This window comes from Vibrio sp. TAP-3B, from assembly GCF_057784735.1.
Genome location: NZ_CM173495.1, coordinates 2,092,947 through 2,115,328, shown reverse-complemented (window position 1 = coordinate 2,115,328; position 22,382 = coordinate 2,092,947). Strand labels below are relative to the sequence as shown.

The 22,382-nt window shown below is 45.7% G+C and carries 23 protein-coding genes; 18 read left to right on the top strand and 5 right to left on the bottom strand.

Going from position 1 to position 22,382, the window contains the following annotated elements; translation table 11 throughout:
- Nucleotides 1–18 precede the first annotated feature (18 nt).
- From AC3D28_RS09975 to AC3D28_RS09965, 3 genes are all read left to right on the top strand, one after another.
- Nucleotides 19–219, top strand: coding sequence for a YheV family putative zinc ribbon protein (locus tag AC3D28_RS09975; protein WP_098414621.1), 201 nt, complete (start codon nt 19–21; stop codon nt 217–219).
- Between the two features lie 92 nt (nt 220–311).
- The gene (gene slyD / locus AC3D28_RS09970) at nt 312–857 is read left to right on the top strand and encodes a peptidylprolyl isomerase (protein ID WP_488534663.1); all 546 of its coding nucleotides are present in this window, start codon (nt 312–314) and stop codon (nt 855–857) included.
- A 131-nt stretch (nt 858–988) separates the two neighbouring features.
- A complete protein-coding gene (locus tag AC3D28_RS09965; protein ID WP_488534662.1) occupies nt 989–1,930 on the top strand; it encodes an isoaspartyl peptidase/L-asparaginase family protein in 942 nt (313 codons plus the stop codon).
- Between the two features lie 75 nt (nt 1,931–2,005).
- Here the strand turns inward: AC3D28_RS09965 and AC3D28_RS09960 are convergent, their stop codons facing one another.
- Nucleotides 2,006–2,233 (bottom strand): SlyX family protein, encoded by a 228-nt coding sequence (locus tag AC3D28_RS09960; RefSeq protein WP_098414624.1) that lies wholly within the window; start codon nt 2,231–2,233, stop codon nt 2,006–2,008.
- Nucleotides 2,230–3,216 (bottom strand): WD40 repeat domain-containing protein, encoded by a 987-nt coding sequence (locus tag AC3D28_RS09955; RefSeq protein ID WP_488536079.1) that lies wholly within the window; start codon nt 3,214–3,216, stop codon nt 2,230–2,232. Before AC3D28_RS09955 ends, AC3D28_RS09960 begins: the two co-directional genes overlap by 4 nt.
- Nucleotides 3,217–3,344: 128 nt before the next feature.
- Between AC3D28_RS09955 and fkpA the strand changes: the two genes are divergently transcribed.
- From fkpA to AC3D28_RS09895, 12 genes are all read left to right on the top strand, one after another.
- On the top strand, nt 3,345–4,121 hold the full coding sequence (gene fkpA, locus AC3D28_RS09950; RefSeq protein ID WP_098414625.1) for an FKBP-type peptidyl-prolyl cis-trans isomerase: 777 nt from the start codon (nt 3,345–3,347) through the stop codon (nt 4,119–4,121).
- 140 nt (nt 4,122–4,261) lie between these two features.
- The gene (locus tag AC3D28_RS09945; protein ID WP_098414626.1) at nt 4,262–4,984 is read left to right on the top strand and encodes a helix-turn-helix transcriptional regulator; all 723 of its coding nucleotides are present in this window, start codon (nt 4,262–4,264) and stop codon (nt 4,982–4,984) included.
- Nucleotides 4,981–5,376 carry a sulfurtransferase complex subunit TusD gene (tusD, locus tag AC3D28_RS09940; protein ID WP_098414627.1) on the top strand — a complete coding sequence of 132 codons (396 nt, stop codon included), beginning with the start codon at nt 4,981–4,983 and terminating at the stop codon, nt 5,374–5,376. Before AC3D28_RS09945 ends, tusD begins: the two co-directional genes overlap by 4 nt.
- Nucleotides 5,373–5,729: a sulfurtransferase complex subunit TusC gene (tusC, locus tag AC3D28_RS09935; RefSeq protein ID WP_488534661.1), complete on the top strand. Its 357-nt coding sequence runs from the start codon at nt 5,373–5,375 to the stop codon at nt 5,727–5,729. Before tusD ends, tusC begins: the two co-directional genes overlap by 4 nt.
- 7 nt (nt 5,730–5,736) lie before the next feature.
- Nucleotides 5,737–6,012, top strand: coding sequence for a sulfurtransferase complex subunit TusB (tusB, locus tag AC3D28_RS09930; protein ID WP_098414629.1), 276 nt, complete (start codon nt 5,737–5,739; stop codon nt 6,010–6,012).
- A gap of 178 nt (nt 6,013–6,190) precedes the next feature.
- A complete protein-coding gene (rpsL, locus tag AC3D28_RS09925) occupies nt 6,191–6,565 on the top strand; it encodes a 30S ribosomal protein S12 (protein ID WP_004399892.1) in 375 nt (124 codons plus the stop codon).
- Nucleotides 6,566–6,665: 100 nt separating this feature from the next.
- Nucleotides 6,666–7,136, top strand: a complete 471-nt coding sequence (gene rpsG / locus AC3D28_RS09920) for a 30S ribosomal protein S7 (RefSeq protein ID WP_045957025.1) — start codon at nt 6,666–6,668, stop codon at nt 7,134–7,136.
- 75 nt (nt 7,137–7,211) lie between these two features.
- Nucleotides 7,212–9,311, top strand: coding sequence for an elongation factor G (fusA, locus tag AC3D28_RS09915; protein ID WP_098414630.1), 2,100 nt, complete (start codon nt 7,212–7,214; stop codon nt 9,309–9,311).
- Nucleotides 9,312–9,464: 153 nt separating this feature from the next.
- Nucleotides 9,465–10,649 (top strand): elongation factor Tu, encoded by a 1,185-nt coding sequence (gene tuf / locus AC3D28_RS09910; RefSeq protein WP_098413512.1) that lies wholly within the window; start codon nt 9,465–9,467, stop codon nt 10,647–10,649.
- 331 nt (nt 10,650–10,980) lie between these two features.
- A complete protein-coding gene (locus AC3D28_RS09905) occupies nt 10,981–11,181 on the top strand; it encodes a (2Fe-2S)-binding protein (RefSeq protein ID WP_098414631.1) in 201 nt (66 codons plus the stop codon).
- Nucleotides 11,182–11,281: 100 nt separating this feature from the next.
- Complete coding sequence (bfr, locus tag AC3D28_RS09900; RefSeq protein ID WP_098414632.1) at nt 11,282–11,758, top strand: bacterioferritin; 477 nt, start codon at nt 11,282–11,284, stop codon at nt 11,756–11,758.
- A 193-nt stretch (nt 11,759–11,951) separates the two neighbouring features.
- Nucleotides 11,952–13,229 carry a malic enzyme-like NAD(P)-binding protein gene (locus AC3D28_RS09895; protein ID WP_488534660.1) on the top strand — a complete coding sequence of 426 codons (1,278 nt, stop codon included), beginning with the start codon at nt 11,952–11,954 and terminating at the stop codon, nt 13,227–13,229.
- Between the two features lie 99 nt (nt 13,230–13,328).
- Here AC3D28_RS09895 and metJ read toward each other — a convergent pair whose 3' ends face one another.
- Nucleotides 13,329–13,649, bottom strand: a complete 321-nt coding sequence (gene metJ / locus AC3D28_RS09890; protein ID WP_098414634.1) for a met regulon transcriptional regulator MetJ — start codon at nt 13,647–13,649, stop codon at nt 13,329–13,331.
- A 225-nt stretch (nt 13,650–13,874) separates the two neighbouring features.
- Here metJ and AC3D28_RS09885 point away from each other — a divergent pair, with 225 nt between their 5' ends.
- The 3 genes from AC3D28_RS09885 (at nt 13,875) to metF (ending at nt 18,677) form a co-directional block, all read left to right on the top strand.
- On the top strand, nt 13,875–15,035 hold the full coding sequence (locus AC3D28_RS09885; RefSeq protein ID WP_488534659.1) for an O-succinylhomoserine (thiol)-lyase: 1,161 nt from the start codon (nt 13,875–13,877) through the stop codon (nt 15,033–15,035).
- Between the two features lie 15 nt (nt 15,036–15,050).
- Nucleotides 15,051–17,459, top strand: coding sequence for a bifunctional aspartate kinase/homoserine dehydrogenase II (locus AC3D28_RS09880; RefSeq protein WP_488534658.1), 2,409 nt, complete (start codon nt 15,051–15,053; stop codon nt 17,457–17,459).
- Between the two features lie 333 nt (nt 17,460–17,792).
- Entirely contained in the window at nt 17,793–18,677 is an 885-nt protein-coding gene (gene metF, locus AC3D28_RS09875; RefSeq protein ID WP_098414637.1) for a methylenetetrahydrofolate reductase, read from the top strand.
- A gap of 85 nt (nt 18,678–18,762) precedes the next feature.
- On the opposite strand, the gene AC3D28_RS09870 is transcribed toward metF, so the two are convergent.
- Together AC3D28_RS09870 and ppc are read right to left on the bottom strand one after the other, a co-directional pair.
- Nucleotides 18,763–19,302 carry a PadR family transcriptional regulator gene (locus AC3D28_RS09870; RefSeq protein ID WP_098414638.1) on the bottom strand — a complete coding sequence of 180 codons (540 nt, stop codon included), beginning with the start codon at nt 19,300–19,302 and terminating at the stop codon, nt 18,763–18,765.
- A 424-nt stretch (nt 19,303–19,726) separates the two neighbouring features.
- Nucleotides 19,727–22,360 (bottom strand): phosphoenolpyruvate carboxylase, encoded by a 2,634-nt coding sequence (gene ppc, locus AC3D28_RS09865; RefSeq protein WP_488534657.1) that lies wholly within the window; start codon nt 22,358–22,360, stop codon nt 19,727–19,729.
- Between the last annotated feature and the right edge of the window lie 22 nt (nt 22,361–22,382).

The window sequence follows — 22,382 nt, the reverse complement described above, 5'->3', positions numbered from 1 at the left end:
TCAAGCTAAGGAAATAGCGTGAAAATCAAGAAACGTTTTATTGCCGGCGCGAGCTGCCCAAAGTGCAGTCAGCAAGATACATTACGCTGGTGGATCGAGAACAGCATTGAGTTAGTCGAATGTGTGGAGTGTGAATTTACAGAGCAACGTAAGCCACAATCTGTAGAGAAAAATAAACACTCAAAACAGGAAATGATCGGAATTTTTAAGCCGGAATAATTGAACTTCGATAATTCATCCCCATAATACACCCTGTTGTCTTAGTACTTAACCCCACTCAGGTTAAGTCAATTAATCTCCCTGGAGTTAGTATGAAAATTGAAAAGAACGTTGTTGCAAGCCTTGCATACAAAGTAATGTTGGAAGACGGTGTTGTTGTCGATCAATCAACAGCTGATGCGCCTTTAGATTACCTTCACGGTAACAACAACTTAATCACGGGTCTTGAAAAAGAACTTGAAGGTAAAGTGGCTGGCGACAAGTTCTCAGTAACGGTAGCTCCTGAAGAAGCTTATGGTGAACACAGTGAGGCTCTAGTACAGCGCGTTCCTGCAGACGTATTCCAAGGCGTTGACGAAATCGAAGTTGGTATGCGTTTCTTAGCCGATACTGACCAAGGTCCGATCCCTGTAGAAGTGACTGAAGTCGACGGCAGCGAAGTGGTTGTTGACGGTAACCATATGCTAGCTGGCCAAACTTTGACGTTCGAAGTCGAAGTGATGTCAACGCGTGAAGCAACAGCAGAAGAGATCGAGCACGGTCATATCCATCAAGGTGAAGAGTCTTGTGGGCACGACCATGATCACAAGCATGATGACGAAGGCTGCTGTGGCGGCGGTAGCTGTGGTTCTCACTAATTCGTTCGCAGTGATTCGCTAGATAACATTATCTAGTTACTGAATTGAAAAGCGCAAGTTGGTTATCAACTTGCGCTTTTTGTTTATCTGAGGTGTGATTAGGGGAAGAGACAGTCATTGGGCCAAGTTTTATGAATAAACCTTTCTCTATCGCCATTCATGGTGGCGCTGGAACGATCTTGCGTGAGCAGGTGAGTGAGTCATTACAGCACTCAATTTTGACCGACTTAGAGTCAGCAGTACGTGCTGGTCACCAAATCCTCAAACAAGGGGGGGAAGCGCTTGATGCCGTTGTCGCGGCGGTAAAAATGTTGGAAGACTCGCCTAACTTTAATGCGGGTAAAGGCTCTGTGCTGACACATAACGAGATGGTAGAAATGGACGCCTCTGTGATGGATGGTAGAAACCAAGCCGCAGGTGCGATTGCTGGCGTTCGTCATATCAAGAATCCAATTGAACTTGCTCGTGACGTGATGCGAAACAGCAATCACGTATTGTTGGTGGGTGAGGGCGCAGAGAAGTTTGCCTTTGAACAAGGGCATGAGTATACCGAGCAGGATTACTTTTTTACTGACCGACGTTATGAGCAACTGCTTTCGATGCGAGAGAAAGGACGGTTTGCACTATCGGAATCTCACTATCCAGATAACCGGAAACATGGCACCGTCGGAGCGGTAGCGCTGGATCAACAAGGTAACTTAGCCGCCGCAACCAGCACAGGTGGCGTAACGAATAAGAAATATGGGCGAGTGGGCGATTCTGCATTGATAGGTTGCGGCACGGTGGCCGAAAATGGCGTCGTCGCGGTTTCGACCACAGGGGTCGGTGAGTTTTTTATCCGTAAACGTGTCGCAGAAGACGTCGCCGCGCGCATGCGTTACTTGAAAGAAGACGTCCGCACCGCTTGTGAGCATGTCATTCAAGGGGAGTTAAAAGAAATGGGCGGCGAAGGTGGTTTAATCGCAATTGACGCGCAAGGTGAACTGCACTTTGCGATGAATAGTTCAGGCATGTATCGAGCGGGTATCAACGCTCAAGGCGAGTTGAGCGTACAAATTTTCGCAGATGAGTAGTCCAGCCCTTTCGACGGATTCAATACAATAAAACCCAGAACGCGTTCTGGGTTTTATTTATGTTTCGTACATCGATTAGTAATGTGGTGGTGGCGGCTCTGTTGTTGGATCGGCCATGTCCGACGAATCCATATTTTTCACTTTACCCACCATGTACTTCATCTGATCCTGCATCTTGGCAATCAACAGTTGCTGTTGAGAGAGTGCTTCGTTCAGATCTTCAATCGTTTGTTCTTGGAACGCGGCTTGACACTCTAAGTCATTGATGCGCGCTTCCAATTGCTGAATAAGTTTTTCTGTCATGATCCGTTCTCTAACTGCCAAGCTTGGGCAATGCCTGCTGAAGTAGCAGTAATTACACGTTGTTTTGAATCAAAGGCTGCATCATACACGACGGCGCGAGGAGGGCGAGTATCTTTTTTAGGCTCAACTTCAAATCTGTTGAGCCGTTCTCCTGTTTGGGTATCCCACACTGACACCCGGCCGGATGGCGCTCCAGTAACAAGCTGAGAGCCGTCGTCCGAAAACCGCGCGGTTGAGAAAATCAGTTGACGCGACCAACTATTTAGTTGAGTGACGGCTTCTCCGCTTTCCAAGTTCCACACTACCGCTTGGTTACCCCCATCAGACGTCATAGCAAGTTGACCATCACGCTGAAGGGCAACGCGAACCACTCTTTGTTCATGTTCAAAGGTTCGCAATATTTGCCCGGACTCGGTATCCCAAAGGTATGCCTTGTAGTCATTGCCACCAGTGAGGGCAAAACGACCATTGGGCGATATCGCAACGGAGTTGACTTTTTCACGGTGCGCAAGGAACTCCAAGCGTCGCCCGCTGACTAAGTTGACGTAAATGGCTTTACCGTTTGATAGCCCGAGCAGCACTTGTTCACCACTACTGGTGATAGCAACGTCGCGGATTAAAGCATCGGAAATGGACCAAAGACCTTTGGCTTGTGTCCAGCCTAGATCCCATACCGCGAAGTTCATTTGACTCGCGGTTACCGCATAGCGGCCGTTGTCTGAAATACGGACATGGGACACCACATTGGCGTCGGCATCTAACTCACCCAGTTTGGCTAATTGCTTATTGTGCTCAAGATCCCACAACACCAAGTGGTGTTGTTGAGAGTAGAGCAAGGCGAATCGTCCATCTCGACTGAGTGCAAAGCTGGTCGCGCCTTGTGGCTCAATAGGCCAGCGTTGCACTTCACGCTCGGTAAAAAAGCAACCATTTAACGTGGTGATGACAACTAAATATAGGAATAAATGAGAGATTCTTTGTATCACGTCTAATAATCCGGTTTGTGTCTTGAGACATATAGCTAGTATATTGGTATAACGATTGTCTTCACTAGTCTCATAGAAGATTTGTGCACAACAACCAATGGCGAAGCCATTATTGGGAGAATTTAATGAAATCAGTTTTAAAAGTGTCGCTACTTGCTGCAACAGTCATGCTAGCGGTAGGTTGTCAGAAAGAAGAAACAGAAGCCGCACCTCAAGCAGAGCAAGTTCAAGCAGAAACCGGCAAAGCGGTTCACTTTAAAACCGACGACGATAAAGCGGCATACGCAATCGGCGTTTCATTCGCGAACTACTTAAGCACGAGCATCGAAAAACCGAGCGAAATTGGTATCGATCTCAATAAAGATCTTGTTCTTAAAGGCATTGAAGATGTATTCCAAGGCAATGCAGAGCTAAACGAAGAAGAAACACGAGCGGCACTAGAATCGCTAGATAAGCGTGTTGCAGAGAAGATGCAAGCTCAAGTGGCGGAGAAAGCAGCAGAAGCGAAGCAAGCAGGCGATGATTTCCGCGCTGAATTCGAGAAGCAAGACGGTGTCGTGAAGACTGATTCAGGTCTCCTTTACCACGTCATTACGCCGGCTGAAGGTGAGAAACCAAAAGACACTGATACGGTGCAAGTGCATTACCAAGGTACGCTCATCGACGGAACTCAGTTCGATAGTTCTTACGATCGTGGAGAGCCAGCAACGTTCCCACTAAATCGTGTAATCCCGGGCTGGACCGAAGGTGTTCAGTTAATGCCAGTCGGCTCTAAGTTCAAATTTGTTATTCCACCCGAGCTAGCATACGGTGATCAAGACACGCCAAGTATCCCAGCTAACTCAACACTGGTATTTGAAGTTGAACTGCTAAAAGTAGACAACGACAAAGCTGAACAGTAAGAAATAGCGTTAAGTCATTGAAAAAGGTCCGTTTAACGGGCCTTTTTTGTTTTAGGTCACTAGTTGGTGAGTTTGCTAGGTTGCGTTTCAAATTTTCTGATAAACTTACATAAATTTGTTGATTTTTCGCACGAAGGCTTATGACAACTACAGAAACAATAAACGCGGAGATGTTGCTCGAAATGGAATCCGTTAACGTGATGCCGTTTACTGAGCACGACAACATCATTTTAAGATCGTATGAGGCGGTCGTAGATGGTATTGCGAGCCTGATAGGTCCGTTTTGTGAGATCGTTCTCCACTCCCTAGAAGACTTAAACACTTCTGCAATCAAGATAGCTAACGGGGAAAATACCGGTCGTCAGGTTGGTTCTCCAATCACTGATTTAGCGCTCAAAATGCTCAAAGACATAGAAGGCTCTGAGCGTAATTTCTCTCGCTCGTACTTTACACGTGCGAAAGGTGGCGTATTTATGAAATCGATCACCGTTGCTATTCGTAATGGTGAAAACCGAGTGATTGGCTTATTGTGTATCAACGTCAACCTTGATGCATCCTTCTCCCAAGTGCTTCAATCTTTCATGCCGACACAAGAAGCCAAAGAAGCCGCTTCGTCAGTGAACTTTGCAAGTGATGTAGAAGAGCTGGTGGATCAAACCGTTGAGCGCACGATTGAAGAAATCAATGCTGACAAATCTGTGTCGAACAACACGAAGAACCGTCAAATTGTTATGGAACTGTACGATAAAGGTATCTTTGATATTAAAGACGCGATTAACCGTGTTGCCGATCGTCTGAATATCTCTAAGCATACCGTTTACTTATATATCCGTCAGCGAAAAACCGAGGATGACGAAAAGTGAGTGGGCTAACTTACACGTTAGTGGTGAATGGCCCAGTATATGGCAGTCAAGCTGCGCGAAGTGCCTACCAGTTCGCGCAAGCATTGATTGAGCAAGGCCACACACTGGTCAGCGTGTTCTTTTATCAAGACGGTGTGACTAATGGTACCGCTTTGAGTGTGCCAGCTAATGATGAATTTGATCTCAATAAAGCGTGGCAAACACTCGCCAAAGCAAATCAAGTGCGGTTAGAGACTTGCGTGGCGGCCGCGTTGCGTCGTGGCATTGTGAGTGAAGAAGAAGCGAACCAACATGGTTTAGTGCAAAACAACCTTGCTGAAGGTTTTGAACAAGCCGGTTTGGGAAGTTTAGCCGAAGCGATGCTCACCCAAGACAGAGTGGTGCAGTTTTGAGTCAGTTAACTTATTTATTTCGTAGTGCACCTCATGGGCGAACGTCTGGACGCGAAGGTGTCGATGCATTACTTGCTGCGTCAGCGTACAGTGAAGACATCAGTGTTATTTTCTTTGGTGATGGGGTGTACCAACTCTTGTTAGGTCAAGACCCCAGTATGATATTAAGTAAAGATTATGCACCAATGCTAAAGTTATTTGACCTTTATGACATCGAGCAAGTCTTTGTTTGTGCCGACTCGCTTGTCGAACGAGGTTTAGCTCAAGCCGATCTTGTGATTGATGCGCAACCACTTAGCATTCAGCAAATCAAAGAAAAATTACAACAAGCTGGCAAGCTACTGTTATTTTGAGGAAGCCATGTTACACATTATTAAAACCGTTTCAGGCTTAGAAGATGCTATACTGGTATGCAGCGTTCATGACGATATCTTACTGATCGAAGACGCCGTATACGCAGCCAATTCGCAACATCGAGCATTTAGTCAATTGAAAAGTTCGAGTGTATTTGCTTTAGAGAGCGATATACACGCTCGAGGTATGGCCAATCGTATCAGCCCTTCCATCTCAGTAGTGAACTACCTAGGTTTTGTTGAATTGACAGCAAAGCAAGATAAATCCTCAACTTGGGATTGAAAGATAATTCCTGTCGACAAAGCTTTACGGATGAATTGTCCTAATTGAACAAAAAAGATTCGTATATTCCTTGACACACCTCTCACTGCTGCATAGAATTTTGCGTCCCTAACTGCAATGGCAGTTGGGGATAGATTTTTCACAAAGCTTACTTTCAAGTAAATTCAGGAGCTAGTTAATGGCAACTATTAACCAGTTGGTACGTAAGCCTCGTGCAAAGCAAGTTGTTAAAAGCAACGTGCCTGCACTAGAAGCGTGCCCACAAAAACGTGGTGTATGTACTCGTGTTTACACTACTACACCTAAAAAACCTAACTCAGCACTTCGTAAAGTTTGTCGTGTTCGTTTAACAAACGGTTTCGAAGTAACTTCGTACATCGGCGGTGAAGGTCACAACCTTCAAGAGCACTCAGTTGTTCTAATCCGTGGTGGTCGTGTTAAAGACCTTCCAGGTGTGCGTTACCACACTGTTCGCGGTGCACTTGACTGTGCAGGCGTAAATGACCGTAAACAAGGTCGTTCTAAGTACGGTGTGAAGCGTCCTAAGTCTTAATGGATTCCGTTAAGTAAGGCCAAACACTAAATTATTTTTAATTTTTTGAAAAAACTGAAAAGTTTTGGATAAAACCTGAAGAAGACAACGGAGAAAATCCATGCCACGTCGTCGCGTCATTGGTCAGCGTAAGATCCTTCCAGATCCAAAATTCAAATCTGAATTGCTGGCAAAATTCGTTAACATCCTAATGGTTGACGGTAAAAAATCTACTGCAGAGAAAATTGTTTATACTGCGCTAGATACTATGGCTGAAAAGTCTGGTAAAGACCACTTAGCTGTATTTGAAGAAGCTCTTGAAAACGTACGCCCTGCGGTAGAGGTTAAATCTCGCCGTGTTGGTGGTTCGACTTACCAAGTTCCTGTAGAAGTACGTCCGGTTCGCCGTAACGCACTTGCTATGCGTTGGTTGGTTGAAGCTGCGCGCAAGCGTGGTGAAAAATCTATGGCTCAACGCCTAGCTGCTGAAATGCTAGATGCGTCTGAGAATAAAGGTACTGCTGTTAAGAAACGTGAAGACGTTCACCGTATGGCAGATGCGAACAAAGCATTCGCTCATTACCGCTGGTAATACCTTCTGTGCTGCGAGGTTCTCTCGCAGCACTTTTCTATACTCTAAGGTACACCTTAGTAAGAGGATACAATTGTGGCTCGTAAAACTCCTATTGAGCGCTACCGTAACATCGGTATCTGTGCTCACGTAGATGCAGGAAAAACAACCACAACTGAGCGTATTCTGTTCTACACTGGCCTTTCTCACAAAATCGGCGAAGTTCACGATGGTGCAGCAACCATGGACTGGATGGAGCAGGAGCAGGAACGTGGTATTACTATCACATCCGCTGCGACTACTACATTCTGGCGTGGTATGGAAGCACAGTTCCCTGAGCATCGAGTAAACATCATTGATACCCCTGGACACGTTGACTTTACTATCGAAGTAGAGCGTTCTCTTCGTGTACTTGACGGTGCTGTGGTTGTGTTCTGTGGCTCATCTGGTGTTGAACCTCAGTCTGAAACTGTATGGCGTCAAGCAGACAAATACCACGTTCCACGTTTGGTATTTGTAAACAAGATGGACCGTGCGGGGGCAGACTTCCTACGCGTTGTGGACCAAATTAAAAATCGTCTTGGTGCGAACCCTGTTCCAATCCAACTGAACGTTGGTGCAGAAGATGAGTTCAGAGGTGTCATCGACCTTATCAAGATGAAAATGCTCAACTGGAATGAAGCCGATCAAGGCACTTCGTTTACTTACGAAGACATCCCAGCTGACATGATCGAGCTTGCTGAAGAGTGGCGCAGCCATATGGTTGAATCCGCTGCTGAAGCTAGCGAAGAGCTGATGGACAAGTACCTTGAAGAAGGTGAGCTAACTGAAGCTGAGATCAAGCAAGCTCTACGTACTCGTACACTAAACAACGAAATCGTACTGGCTACTTGTGGTAGTGCGTTTAAGAATAAAGGTGTTCAAGCGGTACTAGACGCTGTGATTGAATTCTTGCCATCGCCAATCGAAGTGCCTGCCATTAAAGGTGTCGATGATAGAGAGAATGAAGTTGAACGTCATGCGGACGACAATGAACCTTTCTCTGCGCTAGCGTTTAAGATCGCGACAGACCCATTTGTGGGGACGCTGACTTTCATGCGTGTTTACTCAGGTGTTGTAAACTCAGGTGATGCTGTCTACAACTCGGTAAAAGGCAAGAAAGAGCGTTTTGGTCGTATCGTTCAGATGCATGCGAATAAGCGTGAAGAAGTAAAAGAAGTTTGCGCTGGTGATATCGCTGCTGCTATCGGTCTGAAAGACGTGACAACAGGCGACACACTGTGCGATCAGAACCACAAAGTGATTCTAGAGCGCATGGAGTTTCCTGAGCCGGTTATTCAGATCGCTGTAGAGCCTCGTTCTAAGGCTGACCAAGAAAAAATGGCTATCGCGCTAGGTAAGCTGGCTGCGGAAGATCCATCATTTCGCGTGGAAACGGACGACGAATCAGGTCAAACTCTGATCTCTGGTATGGGTGAACTTCACCTAGACATTATCGTTGATCGTATGAAGCGTGAATTCAGCGTTGATTGTAACGTTGGTAAACCTCAGGTGGCTTACCGTGAAACCATTCGTGGTAAAGCGGAAGTGGAAGGTAAATTTGTTCGTCAATCAGGTGGTCGTGGTCAATACGGTCATGTGTGGATCAAACTTGAGCCTTCAGAACCTGGCGAAGGTTTCGTATTCGTAGACGAAATCGTGGGTGGTGCTGTTCCTAAGGAATTCATCAGTTCGGTAGCGAAAGGTATCGAAGAGCAAATGAATAGTGGTGTGCTAGCGGGTTATCCTGTGCTAGATATTAAAGCTACACTATTTGATGGTTCTTACCACGATGTAGACTCAAGCGAGATAGCGTTTAAGATCGCTGGCTCGATGGCATTTAAGAAAGGTGCGCTAGAAGCACAACCTGTGATTCTAGAGCCGATGATGAATGTCGAAGTAACCACTCCGGAAGATTGGATGGGTGATGTTGTTGGTGACCTAAACCGTCGTCGTGGTATCATCGAAGGAATGGACGAAGGTGTGGCTGGTCTTAAGATCATCCGTGCTCAAGTACCGCTATCTCAGATGTTTGGTTACGCAACTGACCTACGTTCTGCAACTCAAGGGCGAGCGTCGTACTCAATGGAATTCCATGAGTACGCTGAAGTGCCTAAGAACTTTGCGGAAGCACTCATTGCTGAGCGTGGTTACTAATTGACGATTGAACTACAAAAAGTTTACGACTTTTTGTGAGATCAGGCAGTCCAAATATTGCGCTAACCGACGTTGGCGCATAAAATAACAATTTCTGGCGCGTCGTCGATCAATAATGATCACGGCGAATCATAACTAGGAAGGAACACGATCGTGTCTAAAGAAAAATTTGAACGTACGAAACCGCACGTTAACGTTGGTACTATCGGCCACGTTGACCACGGTAAAACAACTCTAACTGCTGCAATCTGTACTACTCTAGCTAAAGTGTACGGCGGTGTTGCAAAAGACTTTGCTTCTATCGATAACGCTCCAGAAGAGCGTGAGCGCGGTATCACTATCGCAACGTCTCACGTTGAGTACGACACTCCAACTCGTCACTACGCACACGTTGACTGTCCAGGACACGCTGACTACGTTAAAAACATGATCACCGGTGCTGCACAGATGGACGGTGGTATCCTAGTTGTTGCTGCGACAGATGGCCCAATGCCACAAACTCGTGAGCACATCCTACTAGGCCGTCAGGTTGGTATCCCATACATCATCGTATTCATGAACAAATGTGACATGGTTGATGATGAAGAGCTACTAGAGCTAGTAGAAATGGAAGTTCGTGAACTTCTATCTGAGTACGATTTCCCAGGTGATGACTTACCAGTTATCCAAGGTTCTGCACTAGGCGCACTAAACGGCGAAGAGCAGTGGGAAGCGAAAATCGTTGAACTAGCTGAAGCACTAGACTCTTACATCCCAGAGCCAGAGCGTGCAGTAGATCAGCCATTCCTAATGCCTATCGAAGACGTATTCTCAATTCAAGGTCGTGGTACAGTAGTAACAGGTCGTATTGAGCGTGGTATCCTAAGAGTTGGTGACGAAGTTGCTATCGTAGGTATCAAGGAAACAACGACTACAACATGTACTGGTGTAGAGATGTTCCGTAAGCTTCTAGACGAAGGCCGTGCTGGTGAAAACGTTGGTGCACTTCTACGTGGTACTAAGCGTGACGACGTAGAGCGTGGTCAAGTACTGGCTAAGCCTGGTTCAATCACCCCACACACTAAGTTCGAATCAGAAGTATACGTACTGTCTAAAGATGAAGGTGGTCGTCACACTCCATTCTTCAAAGGCTACCGTCCACAGTTCTACTTCCGTACAACTGACGTAACTGGTGACATCCAGCTACCAGAAGGCGTAGAAATGGTAATGCCTGGTGACAACGTACAAATGACTGTTGAGCTAATCGCACCAATCGCAATGGACGAAGGTCTACGTTTCGCGATCCGTGAAGGTGGCCGTACAGTAGGTGCTGGTGTTGTTGCTAAGATCTTTGACTAATTCTTAACGAATTAAACAAAATCTTGCACTATTCTTCTTTTTTGAAGAAAGCGCATCAGAGAAGGGAAGCTTAGGCTTCCCTTTTTAATATCTAAAATTTCATTCAGTTATAAGAATTATTACAAAAATTTTTATATTTATTGTAAATAAAACAAAATCTTAATTTCTATTCCATATCTATTTTCCTGTCTCTATTTCTAACGGTTTGATCTTTTACCGTTATTTGCAAATCAATATAACGAACTGTTCTTAAAATTAACAAAATGCGACTGGTAATAATAATTATTCTTGTTTATATTGACTGTCATCAGTTCATTTTACAGGTTTAATTATGTACGTTTGTCTTTGCCATGGGGTCTCTGACAAGAAAATCAAGAAGTTGGCGATAGATGAGGGCGTAACGGATATTCGAGGAATTAAGCAGTGTACGGCACTGGGTAGCCAGTGTGGTAAATGCATCAGACAAGCTAAAGACATTTTAGCGGAAACTGAAACTCGTTATACGGGACTTAAATTACAGCAAGCAAGCTAATGATAATGACTGTGGCTATACAACAGTGATAATTCGCTGAGCCTTTTGACACCTTCTCATTTACTTCTACATTTAAATGAAGCCAAAAGGAGGTTTTGTCATGAAAGGCGATCCAATCATCATTCAGCATCTCAACAAAGTGCTCGGGAACGAGCTAGTCGCTATCAATCAGTACTTTCTTCATGCTCGTATGTATAAAGACTGGGGGTTGAAACACTTAGCCGATAAGGAATATCACGAATCGATAGATGAAATGAAGCACGCAGATCATCTGATTGAACGGATTTTGTTTCTAGAAGGCTTACCAAATTTGCAAGATCTCGGTAAGTTAATGGTCGGTGAAGACGCCAAAGAAATGATTGAGTGTGACCTGAAGCTTGAGATGGCCGCGATCCCAGATTTGAAAGATGCGATTGCCTATGCTGAAGACATTCGAGACTATGTCTCTCGTGATCTATTCCAAGATATTCTCGAAGACGAAGAAGAACATGTGGATTGGTTAGAGACTCAACTTGGCTTGATTGAAATGTCAGGCATTGAAAATTACTTACAAGCCCAGTACGTAGATGAAGAGTAATCTGTGTTGTACAACTTTCTAGTGTGAGAAAGAGCGCCTGACTAGAAAATCAGGTGCTTAATGTAATTACTTGGTCTAATCTCTTTTATTATCGGATCTTTAAGGATATTCCCCGTGATCTTGCCTATGAAGATTAAGCTCTATTCGATAGAATTTATGCCCCCTTACCTAAAAATAACAAAGAGAAACGTCCATGTCTGAAGACAATCGCCAAGCAGTCACTCCAGAAGAAGAACACCGCCAAAAAGCCCTTGATTACCATGCTTATCCAATCCCAGGAAAAATTGCTGTCGAACTGACAAAACCGGCTGAAACAGCAGGCGATCTTGCGCTTGCTTACAGTCCTGGTGTTGCTGAACCAGTGCGTGAAATTGCGCAAAATCCTGACAATGCGTACAAATACACTGGCAAAGGCAATATGGTTGCAGTGATTTCTAACGGCACCGCTATCCTTGGTTTAGGTAACCTTGGCCCACTGGCATCTAAGCCTGTGATGGAAGGTAAGGCGCTATTATTTAAGCGATTTGCTGGCCTTGATTCGATTGATATTGAAGTGAAGCACCGTACCATTGACGAATTCGTGGATACCGTTGCAAACATTGCAGACACATTTGGTGGTATCAATCTTGAGGACATTAAGGCTCCAGACTGTTTTGAAATTGAAAAGCGCCTGATTGAGCGTTGTGATGTGCCAGTATTCCATGATGACCAACACGGTACTGCAATTGTAACCGCGGCAGGTATGCTGAATGCTATTGAGCTTCAAGGCAAAAAGCTAGAAGACGCTACGATCGTTTGTCTTGGCGCTGGGGCTGCGGCCGTTGCATGTATGGAACTGCTGATCAAATGTGGTGCAATGCGTGAAAAGATTTATATGCTAGATCGTAAAGGCGTGATTCATACTCGTCGTGATGACATAAACGAATACAAGCAGTTGTTCGCGAATAACACTGATAAGCGTACGTTGGAAGATGTCATAGAAGGGGCTGATCTTTTCCTTGGGGTATCCGGTCCGAACCTACTTTCACCTGAAGCATTGAAATTAATGGCTGACAAGCCGATTGTATTTGCATGTTCTAACCCTGAGCCTGAAATTAAGCCTGAGCTTGCGCATGAGGTTCGTGATGATTTAATTATGGGAACTGGACGTAGTGATTATCCGAACCAAGTAAATAACGTGCTGTGTTTCCCATTCATATTCCGTGGTGCTCTTGATATTCGAGCAAGCGAAATTAATGATGAAATGAAACTTGCCGCTGTTGAAGCGATTCGTCATCTGGCGAAAGAACCGGTACCAGAAGCAGTACTTAAAGCGGCAGGGGTTGAAAAGCTTGAGTTTGGCTCAGACTACATCATTCCTAAGCCTATGGACTCTCGCTTGCTCCCACGAGTAGCAAAAGCGGTAGCTCAAGCAGCGGTAGAATCTGGCGTTGCTCGTATTGATATGCCAGAAAATTACATGGCGGAATAATCTTCGCGGGTTAATACATAAAAAATGGGACGCGTAGCGTCCCATTTTTCTATACTCAGAGAAAGAGTTCTCTTAAAGACAACATCAATCCACTTACGATTACTCTTCGGTAAACGACTCAAACTCGATACCCATCTCCGTCATCAGCGCTTTTACTTCAGCCGGAATATCATCAGGGCGATCTTTACGAAGATCCTCATCTGTTGGAAGTGGCTGGCCAGTGTACGCGTGTAAAAATGCTTCGCATAGTAATTCGCTATTGGTTGCATGGCGTAAGTTATTGATTTGACGGCGAGTACGCTCATCAGTTAGTACTTTTAAAACTTTTAGCGGGATAGAGACGGTAATTTTTTTTACTTGTTCACTTTTTTTACCGTGCTCGGCATATGGGCTAATGTATTCGCCATTCCAGTCAGCCATTGCGCACCTTCATCTATGTAATCGGTTAAAATAATCTAGGTGCTGATTTTAGCTGCATTTACCGCCATAAGCAAAGACATATGGACGTCTAGAAGTGTTGACGTCTTATTTTTTGACGAGTAAAGTGAATAGAACAGTAGAGGAAGCGTGTGAATCATTTGGAATCCACGAGTCAGATATAGCGCATTCCTGTTTAGAAGTCATCACCCGTGAAAGGATACACCCATGAGCACTCGCAAACCTGCGACCATTGCAGTCCGCACTGGTATTGAATCAGACAGCCAATATCACGCTGTCGTTCCACCTATTTATCTTTCCACTAATTACGGTTTTCCCGCTTTTGGTGAGGTCCCTAAATATGATTACACCCGATCTGGTAACCCTAATCGTGGGTTATTAGAAAGTGCGCTATCTGAATTAGAGTCTGGCCAAGGTGCGGTCGTGACGAACTGTGGTACCTCTGCGTTAAATTTATGGGTTTCTGCCTTTCTTGGGCCCGATGATCTGCTCATTGCTCCGCATGATTGCTACGGTGGGTCTTATCGTCTATTCAATACCCGAGCAAAAAAAGGTGATTTTAAAGTGCAGTTTATTGACCAATCCGATAAACAGGCACTGGATGCCGCGTTGCAGCTCAAACCAAAGCTGATCCTATTAGAAACGCCATCAAATCCGCTTGTTCGCGTGGTCGATATTGCTGAAGTATGTGAAAAAGCCAAGCAAGTTGGCGCACTTGTCGCTGTCGACAACACTTTCTTGACTCCGATATATCAAAAACCGTTGGAGCTGGGGGCAGACTTCGTGATTCACTCAACCACAAAATACATCAATGGTCATTCGGATGTGATTGGTGGCGTGATCATTACCAAAACAGAAGCACATGCGGAAGAGCTTGCATGGTGGGGCAATTGCATTGGTGCAACGGGAACGCCTTTTGATAGTTATATGACGCTGCGAGGCATTCGTACGCTTGGTGCTCGTATGCGAGTGCATGAAGAGAGCTCACAACAGGTACTTGCTTATCTGCAGTCGCAGAGATTGGTCAAAGCCATTTATCACCCAAGTCTCCCAGATCACGCGGGTCATGCTATCGCTAAAAAGCAGCAGTCTGGTTTTGGCTCTATGCTGAGCTTTGAATTTTCAGGATCGTTTCAACAATTGAAAGTCTTTGTGAAAGAGCTGCAATTATTTTCACTTGCAGAATCATTAGGTGGAGTGGAAAGTTTGATTTGCCATCCTGCCTCGATGACCCATCGGGCCATGGGAGAGAAAGCTCTGGCCGAAGCGGGGATTTCACACCAGTTGTTGCGCCTATCTGTTGGCTTAGAAGATGTGCAAGATTTGATCGACGATTTAGAACAGGCCTTCACTAAAGCTGCCCAGTAATAGGAGACGATAATCATGACTGTACAGCGTCAGCTGCATAAATTTGGTGGCAGCAGCTTAGCCAACCCTCAATGTTACTTACGTGTCGTGGATATTCTTAAAGAGCATTCGATAGAAAATGATCTCGTGGTGGTGTCTGCTGCTGGGCAAACCACCAATCGGCTGATTGAGTTTCTCGAAGGCTTGGACAGAGATGGTCGACTTGCTCATGAGGCACTTCAAAGTTTAAGGGAATTCCAAACAGGACTGATAGCCGCCTTGTTAGAAGGTGAAGCAAAAGAGCAGTTACTGGCTTCTTTACAAGATGAATTCAGTACTTTGTCTGAGTTAGTCGCGCCTTTGACTGAAGCACAAAAAGCAGCGGTATTAGGACATGGAGAGGTATGGTCCGCACGTCTTTTAGCCGTACTATTGTCGCAGCATTCGTTGCCAGCCGTTGTGCAAGACGCGAGAACGTTTTTGCGTGCCGAAGCGGCGACTCAGCCAGAAGTCGATCGTGTTCGTTCATCCCCCTTGATCAAGCAAGCGTTAGCACAACACAATCATAAACGCGTCGTGATCACGGGTTTTATGGCGCAGAATGACGCTGGAGAAACCGTTCTGCTGGGTCGTAATGGATCAGACTATTCTGCGACGGTTATTGGTGCGCTTGCTGATGTCAGCACTGTGACTATTTGGAGTGACGTTGCTGGCGTGTACAGCGCAGACCCTCGACTGGTTGCTGATGCTTGCTTATTGCCTTTGCTAAGATTGGATGAGGCCAGCGAGCTTGCTCGTCTAGCCGCCCCTGTATTACACAGCCGTACGCTTCAACCTGTAGCGCAAAGCACGATGGATCTTAATCTAAAATGTAGTTATCAATCAGAGGCTGGCTCCACGCGTATTGAGCGCGTATTAGCCTCTGGGCGTGGTGCCAAAATCATTACGTCGCTTGATGACGTTTTATTGATACAGCTGTCTTTCTTTCATGGTCACGATTTTGAAAAAACGCAAAGCGATGTACGGCAAGTATTGCAGCGTGCTCAATTAGAGCCATTGGCTTTTGAAGTTCAGGCCGATCAGCATACCTTGCGCTTGGCGTACACTTCTGAAATTGCCGGAGGGGTGCTGAAGTACCTGCAAGAGCTTGCCGTGGAAGCGGAAATTAAACTGAAAGAAGGCTACTCATTGTTAGCTGCCGTAGGCGCAGGTGTGACGAAAAATGCTAACCACTGTTTTGGTTTTTATCAGAAGCTAAAACACGCGCCAATAGAATTTATCTCTGAGTCTGAATCGGGTTTGAGTTTAGTCGCGGTATTGCGCCGCACTGATACTGAGGCTCTGGTTCAAACCATTCACAGTCAACTATTTCAAGCGCATAAGCGTGTAGCTGTTGCCTTGTGTGGTAAAGGCAATATTGGTTCGAGCTGGATGAACTTATTTGCGAGTCAAAAAAATGAGCTGACTAAACGTCACGGTATGAGTTTTGATTTGGTCGCAGTTGTCGATAGCCAAATGTATTGGTTTGATGAGCAGGGGATTGACGCAAGGAATGTCTCTGCACGATTTAAAGATGAGAGTATCGCCAATGATGGTTCCTGGTTGACTCGCCTTGGCGCGCTACAAAACTACGATGAAGCCGTTGTGCTGGATGTGACCGCAAGTCAAGAGTTGGCTCTACGTTACGTTGAAATTGCGCAGCAAGGCGTTCATTTAATATCGGCTAACAAGGTGGCCGGCTCAGCTGATAGCCATTATTACCATCAGGTTCAAGATGCATTCGCTAAGATAGGACGCTACTGGCTTTACAATGCTACCGTTGGCGCTGGGTTACCAATTAATCATACCGTTCGTGACCTGCGTGAAAGCGGAGATGAAATCGTGGCGCTATCGGGGATTTTTTCTGGAACCTTATCGTGGCTATTTCAACAGTTTGACGGCTCTGTACCGTTTCATGAGCTGGTGGATCTTGCCTGGCAGCAGGGACTAACTGAGCCGGATCCCCGTTCTGATTTAGATGGTTCCGATGTGATGCGCAAGCTCGTGATTTTAGCACGAGAATCAGGCCTGACGATTGAGCCAGGCAGTGTGAAAGTGGAATCTTTGGTACCAGAAGCGTTACGACCGCTTAGCTTAGATGAGTTCTTTGATAGTGGCGTCTTATTGAGTGAAATACTCCAAGAACGTCTGGTCAAGGCTCAGAAAAATGATCAGGTTTTGCGTTATGTGGCACGCTTAGAAAAGAATGGTAAAGCAACGGTGGGAGTGGAAGCGCTTCCTCGCGAGCACGCTCTCGCGAACTTACTGCCTTGCGATAACATTTTCGCTATCGAGAGTAAGTGGTACAAAGACAACCCTCTGGTTATTCGTGGCCCAGGAGCTGGACGAGCTGTGACGGCGGGGGCCATTCAGTCAGACCTTAATCGATTGGCTGGCTTACTCTAAACTTCTGTGAAATTCTCATTTGAAAACCTCGGTTCGATTCTGGGGTTTTTTATTATCTAAAGGAGACTCGATTAAAACGGACTCTCAAATACTTCAAGGTGGCCATAAAACAGCCATGGTTAATGGTTATCACACTATGAAGCTATTGAGAATCGATGGAGAAAGAATGATTCAGTATCCACTTGAACTATCCTCATTATTAACGTGAGAAAAATTCATATTCACAAGGTTGACATTAAATCGTATTCAAGACACTCTGTAGACATATGGACGTCTAAACGTCGATTTAAGGAATTGTTTTCGTGGCGAAGTGCCACAGGGAGAGAGAATAAGATGGGATACACGCACGCAGGCCATATCGATGCCTTGAATCAAAATATCGCTGAGTTATCAGATAACATCAATGTATCCTTTGAGTTTTTTCCACCAAGCAGCGCCAAGATGGAAGAGACGCTATGGAACTCAGTGCTTCGTCTCCAAACACTTCAACCTAAATTTGTTTCTGTTACGTACGGGGCGAACTCCGGTGAGCGTGATAGAACACATTCCATCATTAAAGAAATCAAAGCAACCACAGGCCTTGTGGCGGCCCCACACTTAACATGTATTGATGCAACGCGTGACGAGCTGATTGATATTGCCGATGATTACTGGAATAACGGCATTGAAAATATCGTCGCATTGCGTGGTGATATTCCTCTTGGCGGCGGTGCGCCTGAGATGTATGCCTCAGACCTCGTGGCATTGTTGAAGTCGCGGCATGATTTTGATATTTCAGTTGCGGCTTTTCCTGAAGTGCACCCTGAAGCCAAAAGTGCTCAGTCTGATTTATTGAATCTAAAACGTAAGGTTGACGCGGGTGCTAACCGTGCCATTACTCAATTCTTTTTCGACGTAGAATCTTATCTTCGCTTCCGCGATCGCTGTGTGGCCGCTGGTATTGATGTGGAGATTGTGCCCGGCATTCTGCCAGTTTCCAACTTTAAACAAGCCTCTCGTTTTGCGGCTCAGAATAACGTCAAAGTGCCAGGTTGGATGAGTAAACAATTTGAAGGTTTAGATGATGACCCGGTGACTCGACAACTGGTTGGTGCCAGCCAGGCGATTGATATGGTGCGTGTGTTAAGTCGTGAGGGCGTGAAAGACTTCCACTTTTATACGCTAAACCGTGCTGAGATGACTTACGCATTGTGTCACACGTTAGGTGTGCGCCCGTAAGTCGCGGTTAGTGCGTCACCTAAAGCAAGAAATAAAAAGGCTTGCCGATTGGCAAGCCTTTTTATTTAACTGTCAGTGACAGGAATTAACCGATCACTTCAAGTTCTGTCAGCACTTCTTCTGCCCAAGTAATCCACGCTTCACGTAGCAATAGGTTACGACGCAGTGTTAGACGCTCTAGACGTGCCTGTTTATCAAGCGTTGAAGGTGTTGCGTAGTAAGCGGCTTCAATCTCTTTGTAGTGAGAAACCAGCTTACGTGATTCTTCAACGAGTTCGGCAAGCTGATCACGGAAAGGCGCGGCAGGTTGCACGGCACAAGCGATCAGCTTAGCTGAAAATTCGTCGCGGACGGTTGGATGTGCTGTGGGTTGATCAAACCATTCTCCCAGAGCGCTACGGCCAGCATCTGTAATGGAGTAAACCTTGCGGTCTGGTTTGCCTTCTTGGGGTTCTAGTACGCAAGTAACCAGCGCGTTCTCGGCCATTTTATTAAGCTCACGGTATACTTGCTGGTGGCTTGCTTTCCAGAAGTAACCGATGCTAGCAGAGAACTCTTTAGTGATATCATAACCGGTTGCATCGCGAGTGCTAAGAACAGTTAAGATTACGTGTGGTAATGACATGTCTTCAATCCAAATGGTCAATAAACTTGTAAACAAGCTACTTATACTTTCAGTTGCGCTCTTAATGGCACTTGATTTTTTAATCTAATAAGTAGCACCAACAATGTTGGTCCTGTCACCTTAAAGCCGTTTATCACCTAGAGAGATGGGGAGTCCCATCAAGGCTGGAGCTGGTATGATTGGATTTATGCGCTCTCAGCAGGCAGGTAGTATATAAATAATAAGCATGAAGTGGAATAGTAGGACAAAATTACCCTTAAAAACTAATATAATAATAAATAGTGTGGATTTGTGGTGTTTTGTTCTTTTTTGTTGGTATTTTATGGTGCATTTGTAGAATATAAGATTGCCTAGTTATGGGGCAATATTTATAGATATAAAAAAAGCTGAGCAACTGCTCAGCTTTTTATGACAGATGAAGTGATCAACCAGTGTTACGCATACCGGCAGCGATACCGGCAATCGTCACCATTAAGGCTTCTTCAAGATTGGCGGAAGCCTCTTCTGTTTGACGCGTACGATAGAGCAGTTCGGCTTGTAGCATGTTCAATGGCTCAACGTAAATATTGCGCAGGCGAATGGATTCGAGTCCCCAAGGGTCATGTTGCATCAGGTTGTCGTTGTTCTCTACGTTCAACACCGCTTTAATGTCTTCTTGTAGTTGTTCTCGTAGTTTTTCACCCAGAGGTCTTAGTGATTCATCCACCAAGCGTTCATCATAATAGCGAGCGATATTGATATTGCATTTCGAGTACACCATTTCTAGCATGCCAAGGCGAGTCGAGAAGAACGGCCATTCGCGACACATTTCTTCGAGTAGCGCTTGGTGGCCTTTATCGATCGAGTATTGAATCGCTTCCCCCGCTCCTAGCCATGCAGGAAGTACCAAGCGGTTTTGGCTCCACGAGAAGATCCACGGGATTGCACGTAAGCTTTCTACCCCGCCCTTAGGATTACGCTTTGCAGGACGAGATCCAAGTGGCAACTTACCGAGCTCGAGCTCTGGTGTCGCTTGACGGAAATAAGGCACAAAATCTGGCTCACCACGAACCACGTTGCGATAAGACTCGCAGCTCACTTCTGATAGCACTTCCATTAAATCGCGCCATTCTTGTTTTGGCTCGGGTGGTGGCAATAGGTTGGCTTCCAGAATCGCGCTCGCGTAAAGGTTAAAGCTGTTTACGGCGACGTCTGGGAGGCCCAGTTTAAAGCGGATCATCTCGCCTTGCTCTGTGACACGTAAGCCGCCTTTCAAGCTTTTTGGTGGTTGAGACAGAAGCGCAGCATGCGCTGGCGCGCCACCACGACCTACCGTACCGCCACGACCGTGGAATAAAGTCAGTTCTACGCCTTCTTCTTCCGCCACTTTAACTAACGATTCCATCGCATGGTACTGAGCCCAACCAGCTGACATGACACCCGCATCTTTCGCTGAGTCAGAGTAACCAATCATGACCATTTGGTGGTTTTGGATAAAGCCACGGTATAGGTCGATACTCATTAGCTGTTTGATGACCGATTCCGCATTGTTCAAGTCGTCTAGCGTCTCGAATAACGGGCAAACATCCATACGATATGGGCAACCTGCTTCTTGCAGAAGTAGGTGGACCGCTAGCACATCTGATGCAGTGCGTGCCATAGAAATAACGTAGGCACCGAACGCTTCACGCGGTTGTGCTGCAATAATCTTGCAGGTGTCCAAAACCTCTTTGACAGGTTCTGATGGTTCCCAATCACGAGGCAGAAGCGGACGTTTAGACGCGAGCTCATTGGTTAGAAAAGCAATCTTATCTTGCTCGCTCCATTGCTCGTAATCACCAATGCCTAAGTAGCGGGTCAGTTCAGACAATACGTCTGAATGACGCGTGCTCTCTTGGCGGATATCAAGGCGAACAAGATGAATACCAAACGCTTTTACGCGGCGTAATGTATCCAGTAGTGAGCCGTTGGCAATCACGCCCATACCACATTCATTTAGCGACTGGTAACAGGCATACAGGGGCTCCCACAGTTGTTCGACTTTTTGCAGTGGCGCTTTGATGGCCAGTTTTTGACCATGGATCTTAGCATCGAGAATATCTTTGGTTTCGTTCAATAGTGAGCGAAGTTGTTTCAGGATCGCACGGTATGGTTCGTGTTGATCTTCGCCAGCAAGCTCACGAACTTGATCGTTTGAAACCGTCATAGACAGTTCACTGATCAACTCGTTGATGTCATTGAGATAAAGATCCGCGGCTTTCCAACGAGACAGAAGCAATACTTCACGCGTCACGCTATGAGTGACGAACGGGTTACCGTCGCGGTCACCCCCCATCCAAGAAGAGAAGTGCACTGGGCGAGCATCAATTGGTAAACCTTCACCCAAGTATGGTTTCAAGCGATCGTGCATTTCACGCAAGAAGTCTGGTACCGCTTCCCATAGTGAGTTTTCAACGACCGCAAACCCCCATTTTGCTTCATCCAGCGGAGTAGGTCGTTGTTGTCGAATTACGTCTGAATGCCAGCTTTGCGCGATCAGTTGCTCTAGACGGCGCTCGGTTTTCTTGCGTTCTTTAGAAGAAAGATCACTCAGTTCCAACTTTGATAAGCACTCGTTGATCTTGACCAATTTATTGATCATCGTGCGACGCGTGATTTCCGTTGGGTGAGCCGTCAATACCAATTCAATATTCAGATCACGAACGGCTTGCGCAGTGTCCAGTTTGCTCACATCGTTTTGTACCAGTTTCGAAAACAGCGAGTTAATCGCGTCTGGTTCACAAATGTGTTCTTCACAATGGCGTGAAATCGTGTGGTATTGCTCAGCAATATTGGTGAGATTTAGAAATTGGTTAAACGCACGGGTAACGGGCGTTAGCTGCTCATCAGGTAAATGTTTGATTTCTTCGATCAAGCTGTCCCTGTCTGCTTGATTTCCTGCTTGAGCTGATTTGGATAATTTACGAATGGTTTCCACTTTCTCGAAGATTTCTTCGCCATGGGCATCGCGAATGGTGTTACCCAATAAGTGGCCTAACATGCGCACATTACTTTTGAGTGCGGCGTATTTCTCGTTCATTGTCGTCCTGCCTCGTAAAAAA

Bases quoted from the DNA above. Each gene is read 5' to 3' on its own strand.
- slyD (WP_488534663.1), top strand. From the start codon at position 312: ATGAAAATTGAAAAGAACGTTGTTGCAAGCCTTGCATACAAAGTAATG.
- AC3D28_RS09965 (WP_488534662.1), top strand. From the start codon at position 989: ATGAATAAACCTTTCTCTATCGCCATTCATGGTGGCGCTGGAACGATC.
- AC3D28_RS09960 (WP_098414624.1), bottom strand. From the start codon at position 2,233: ATGACAGAAAAACTTATTCAGCAATTGGAAGCGCGCATCAATGACTTA.
- fkpA (WP_098414625.1), top strand. From the start codon at position 3,345: ATGAAATCAGTTTTAAAAGTGTCGCTACTTGCTGCAACAGTCATGCTA.
- AC3D28_RS09945 (WP_098414626.1), top strand. From the start codon at position 4,262: ATGACAACTACAGAAACAATAAACGCGGAGATGTTGCTCGAAATGGAA.
- tusB (WP_098414629.1), top strand. From the start codon at position 5,737: ATGTTACACATTATTAAAACCGTTTCAGGCTTAGAAGATGCTATACTG.
- rpsL (WP_004399892.1), top strand. From the start codon at position 6,191: ATGGCAACTATTAACCAGTTGGTACGTAAGCCTCGTGCAAAGCAAGTT.
- rpsG (WP_045957025.1), top strand. From the start codon at position 6,666: ATGCCACGTCGTCGCGTCATTGGTCAGCGTAAGATCCTTCCAGATCCA.
- AC3D28_RS09905 (WP_098414631.1), top strand. From the start codon at position 10,981: ATGTACGTTTGTCTTTGCCATGGGGTCTCTGACAAGAAAATCAAGAAG.
- bfr (WP_098414632.1), top strand. From the start codon at position 11,282: ATGAAAGGCGATCCAATCATCATTCAGCATCTCAACAAAGTGCTCGGG.
- AC3D28_RS09895 (WP_488534660.1), top strand. From the start codon at position 11,952: ATGTCTGAAGACAATCGCCAAGCAGTCACTCCAGAAGAAGAACACCGC.
- metJ (WP_098414634.1), bottom strand. From the start codon at position 13,649: ATGGCTGACTGGAATGGCGAATACATTAGCCCATATGCCGAGCACGGT.
- AC3D28_RS09885 (WP_488534659.1), top strand. From the start codon at position 13,875: ATGAGCACTCGCAAACCTGCGACCATTGCAGTCCGCACTGGTATTGAA.
- AC3D28_RS09880 (WP_488534658.1), top strand. From the start codon at position 15,051: ATGACTGTACAGCGTCAGCTGCATAAATTTGGTGGCAGCAGCTTAGCC.
- metF (WP_098414637.1), top strand. From the start codon at position 17,793: ATGGGATACACGCACGCAGGCCATATCGATGCCTTGAATCAAAATATC.
- AC3D28_RS09870 (WP_098414638.1), bottom strand. From the start codon at position 19,302: ATGTCATTACCACACGTAATCTTAACTGTTCTTAGCACTCGCGATGCA.
- ppc (WP_488534657.1), bottom strand. From the start codon at position 22,360: ATGAACGAGAAATACGCCGCACTCAAAAGTAATGTGCGCATGTTAGGC.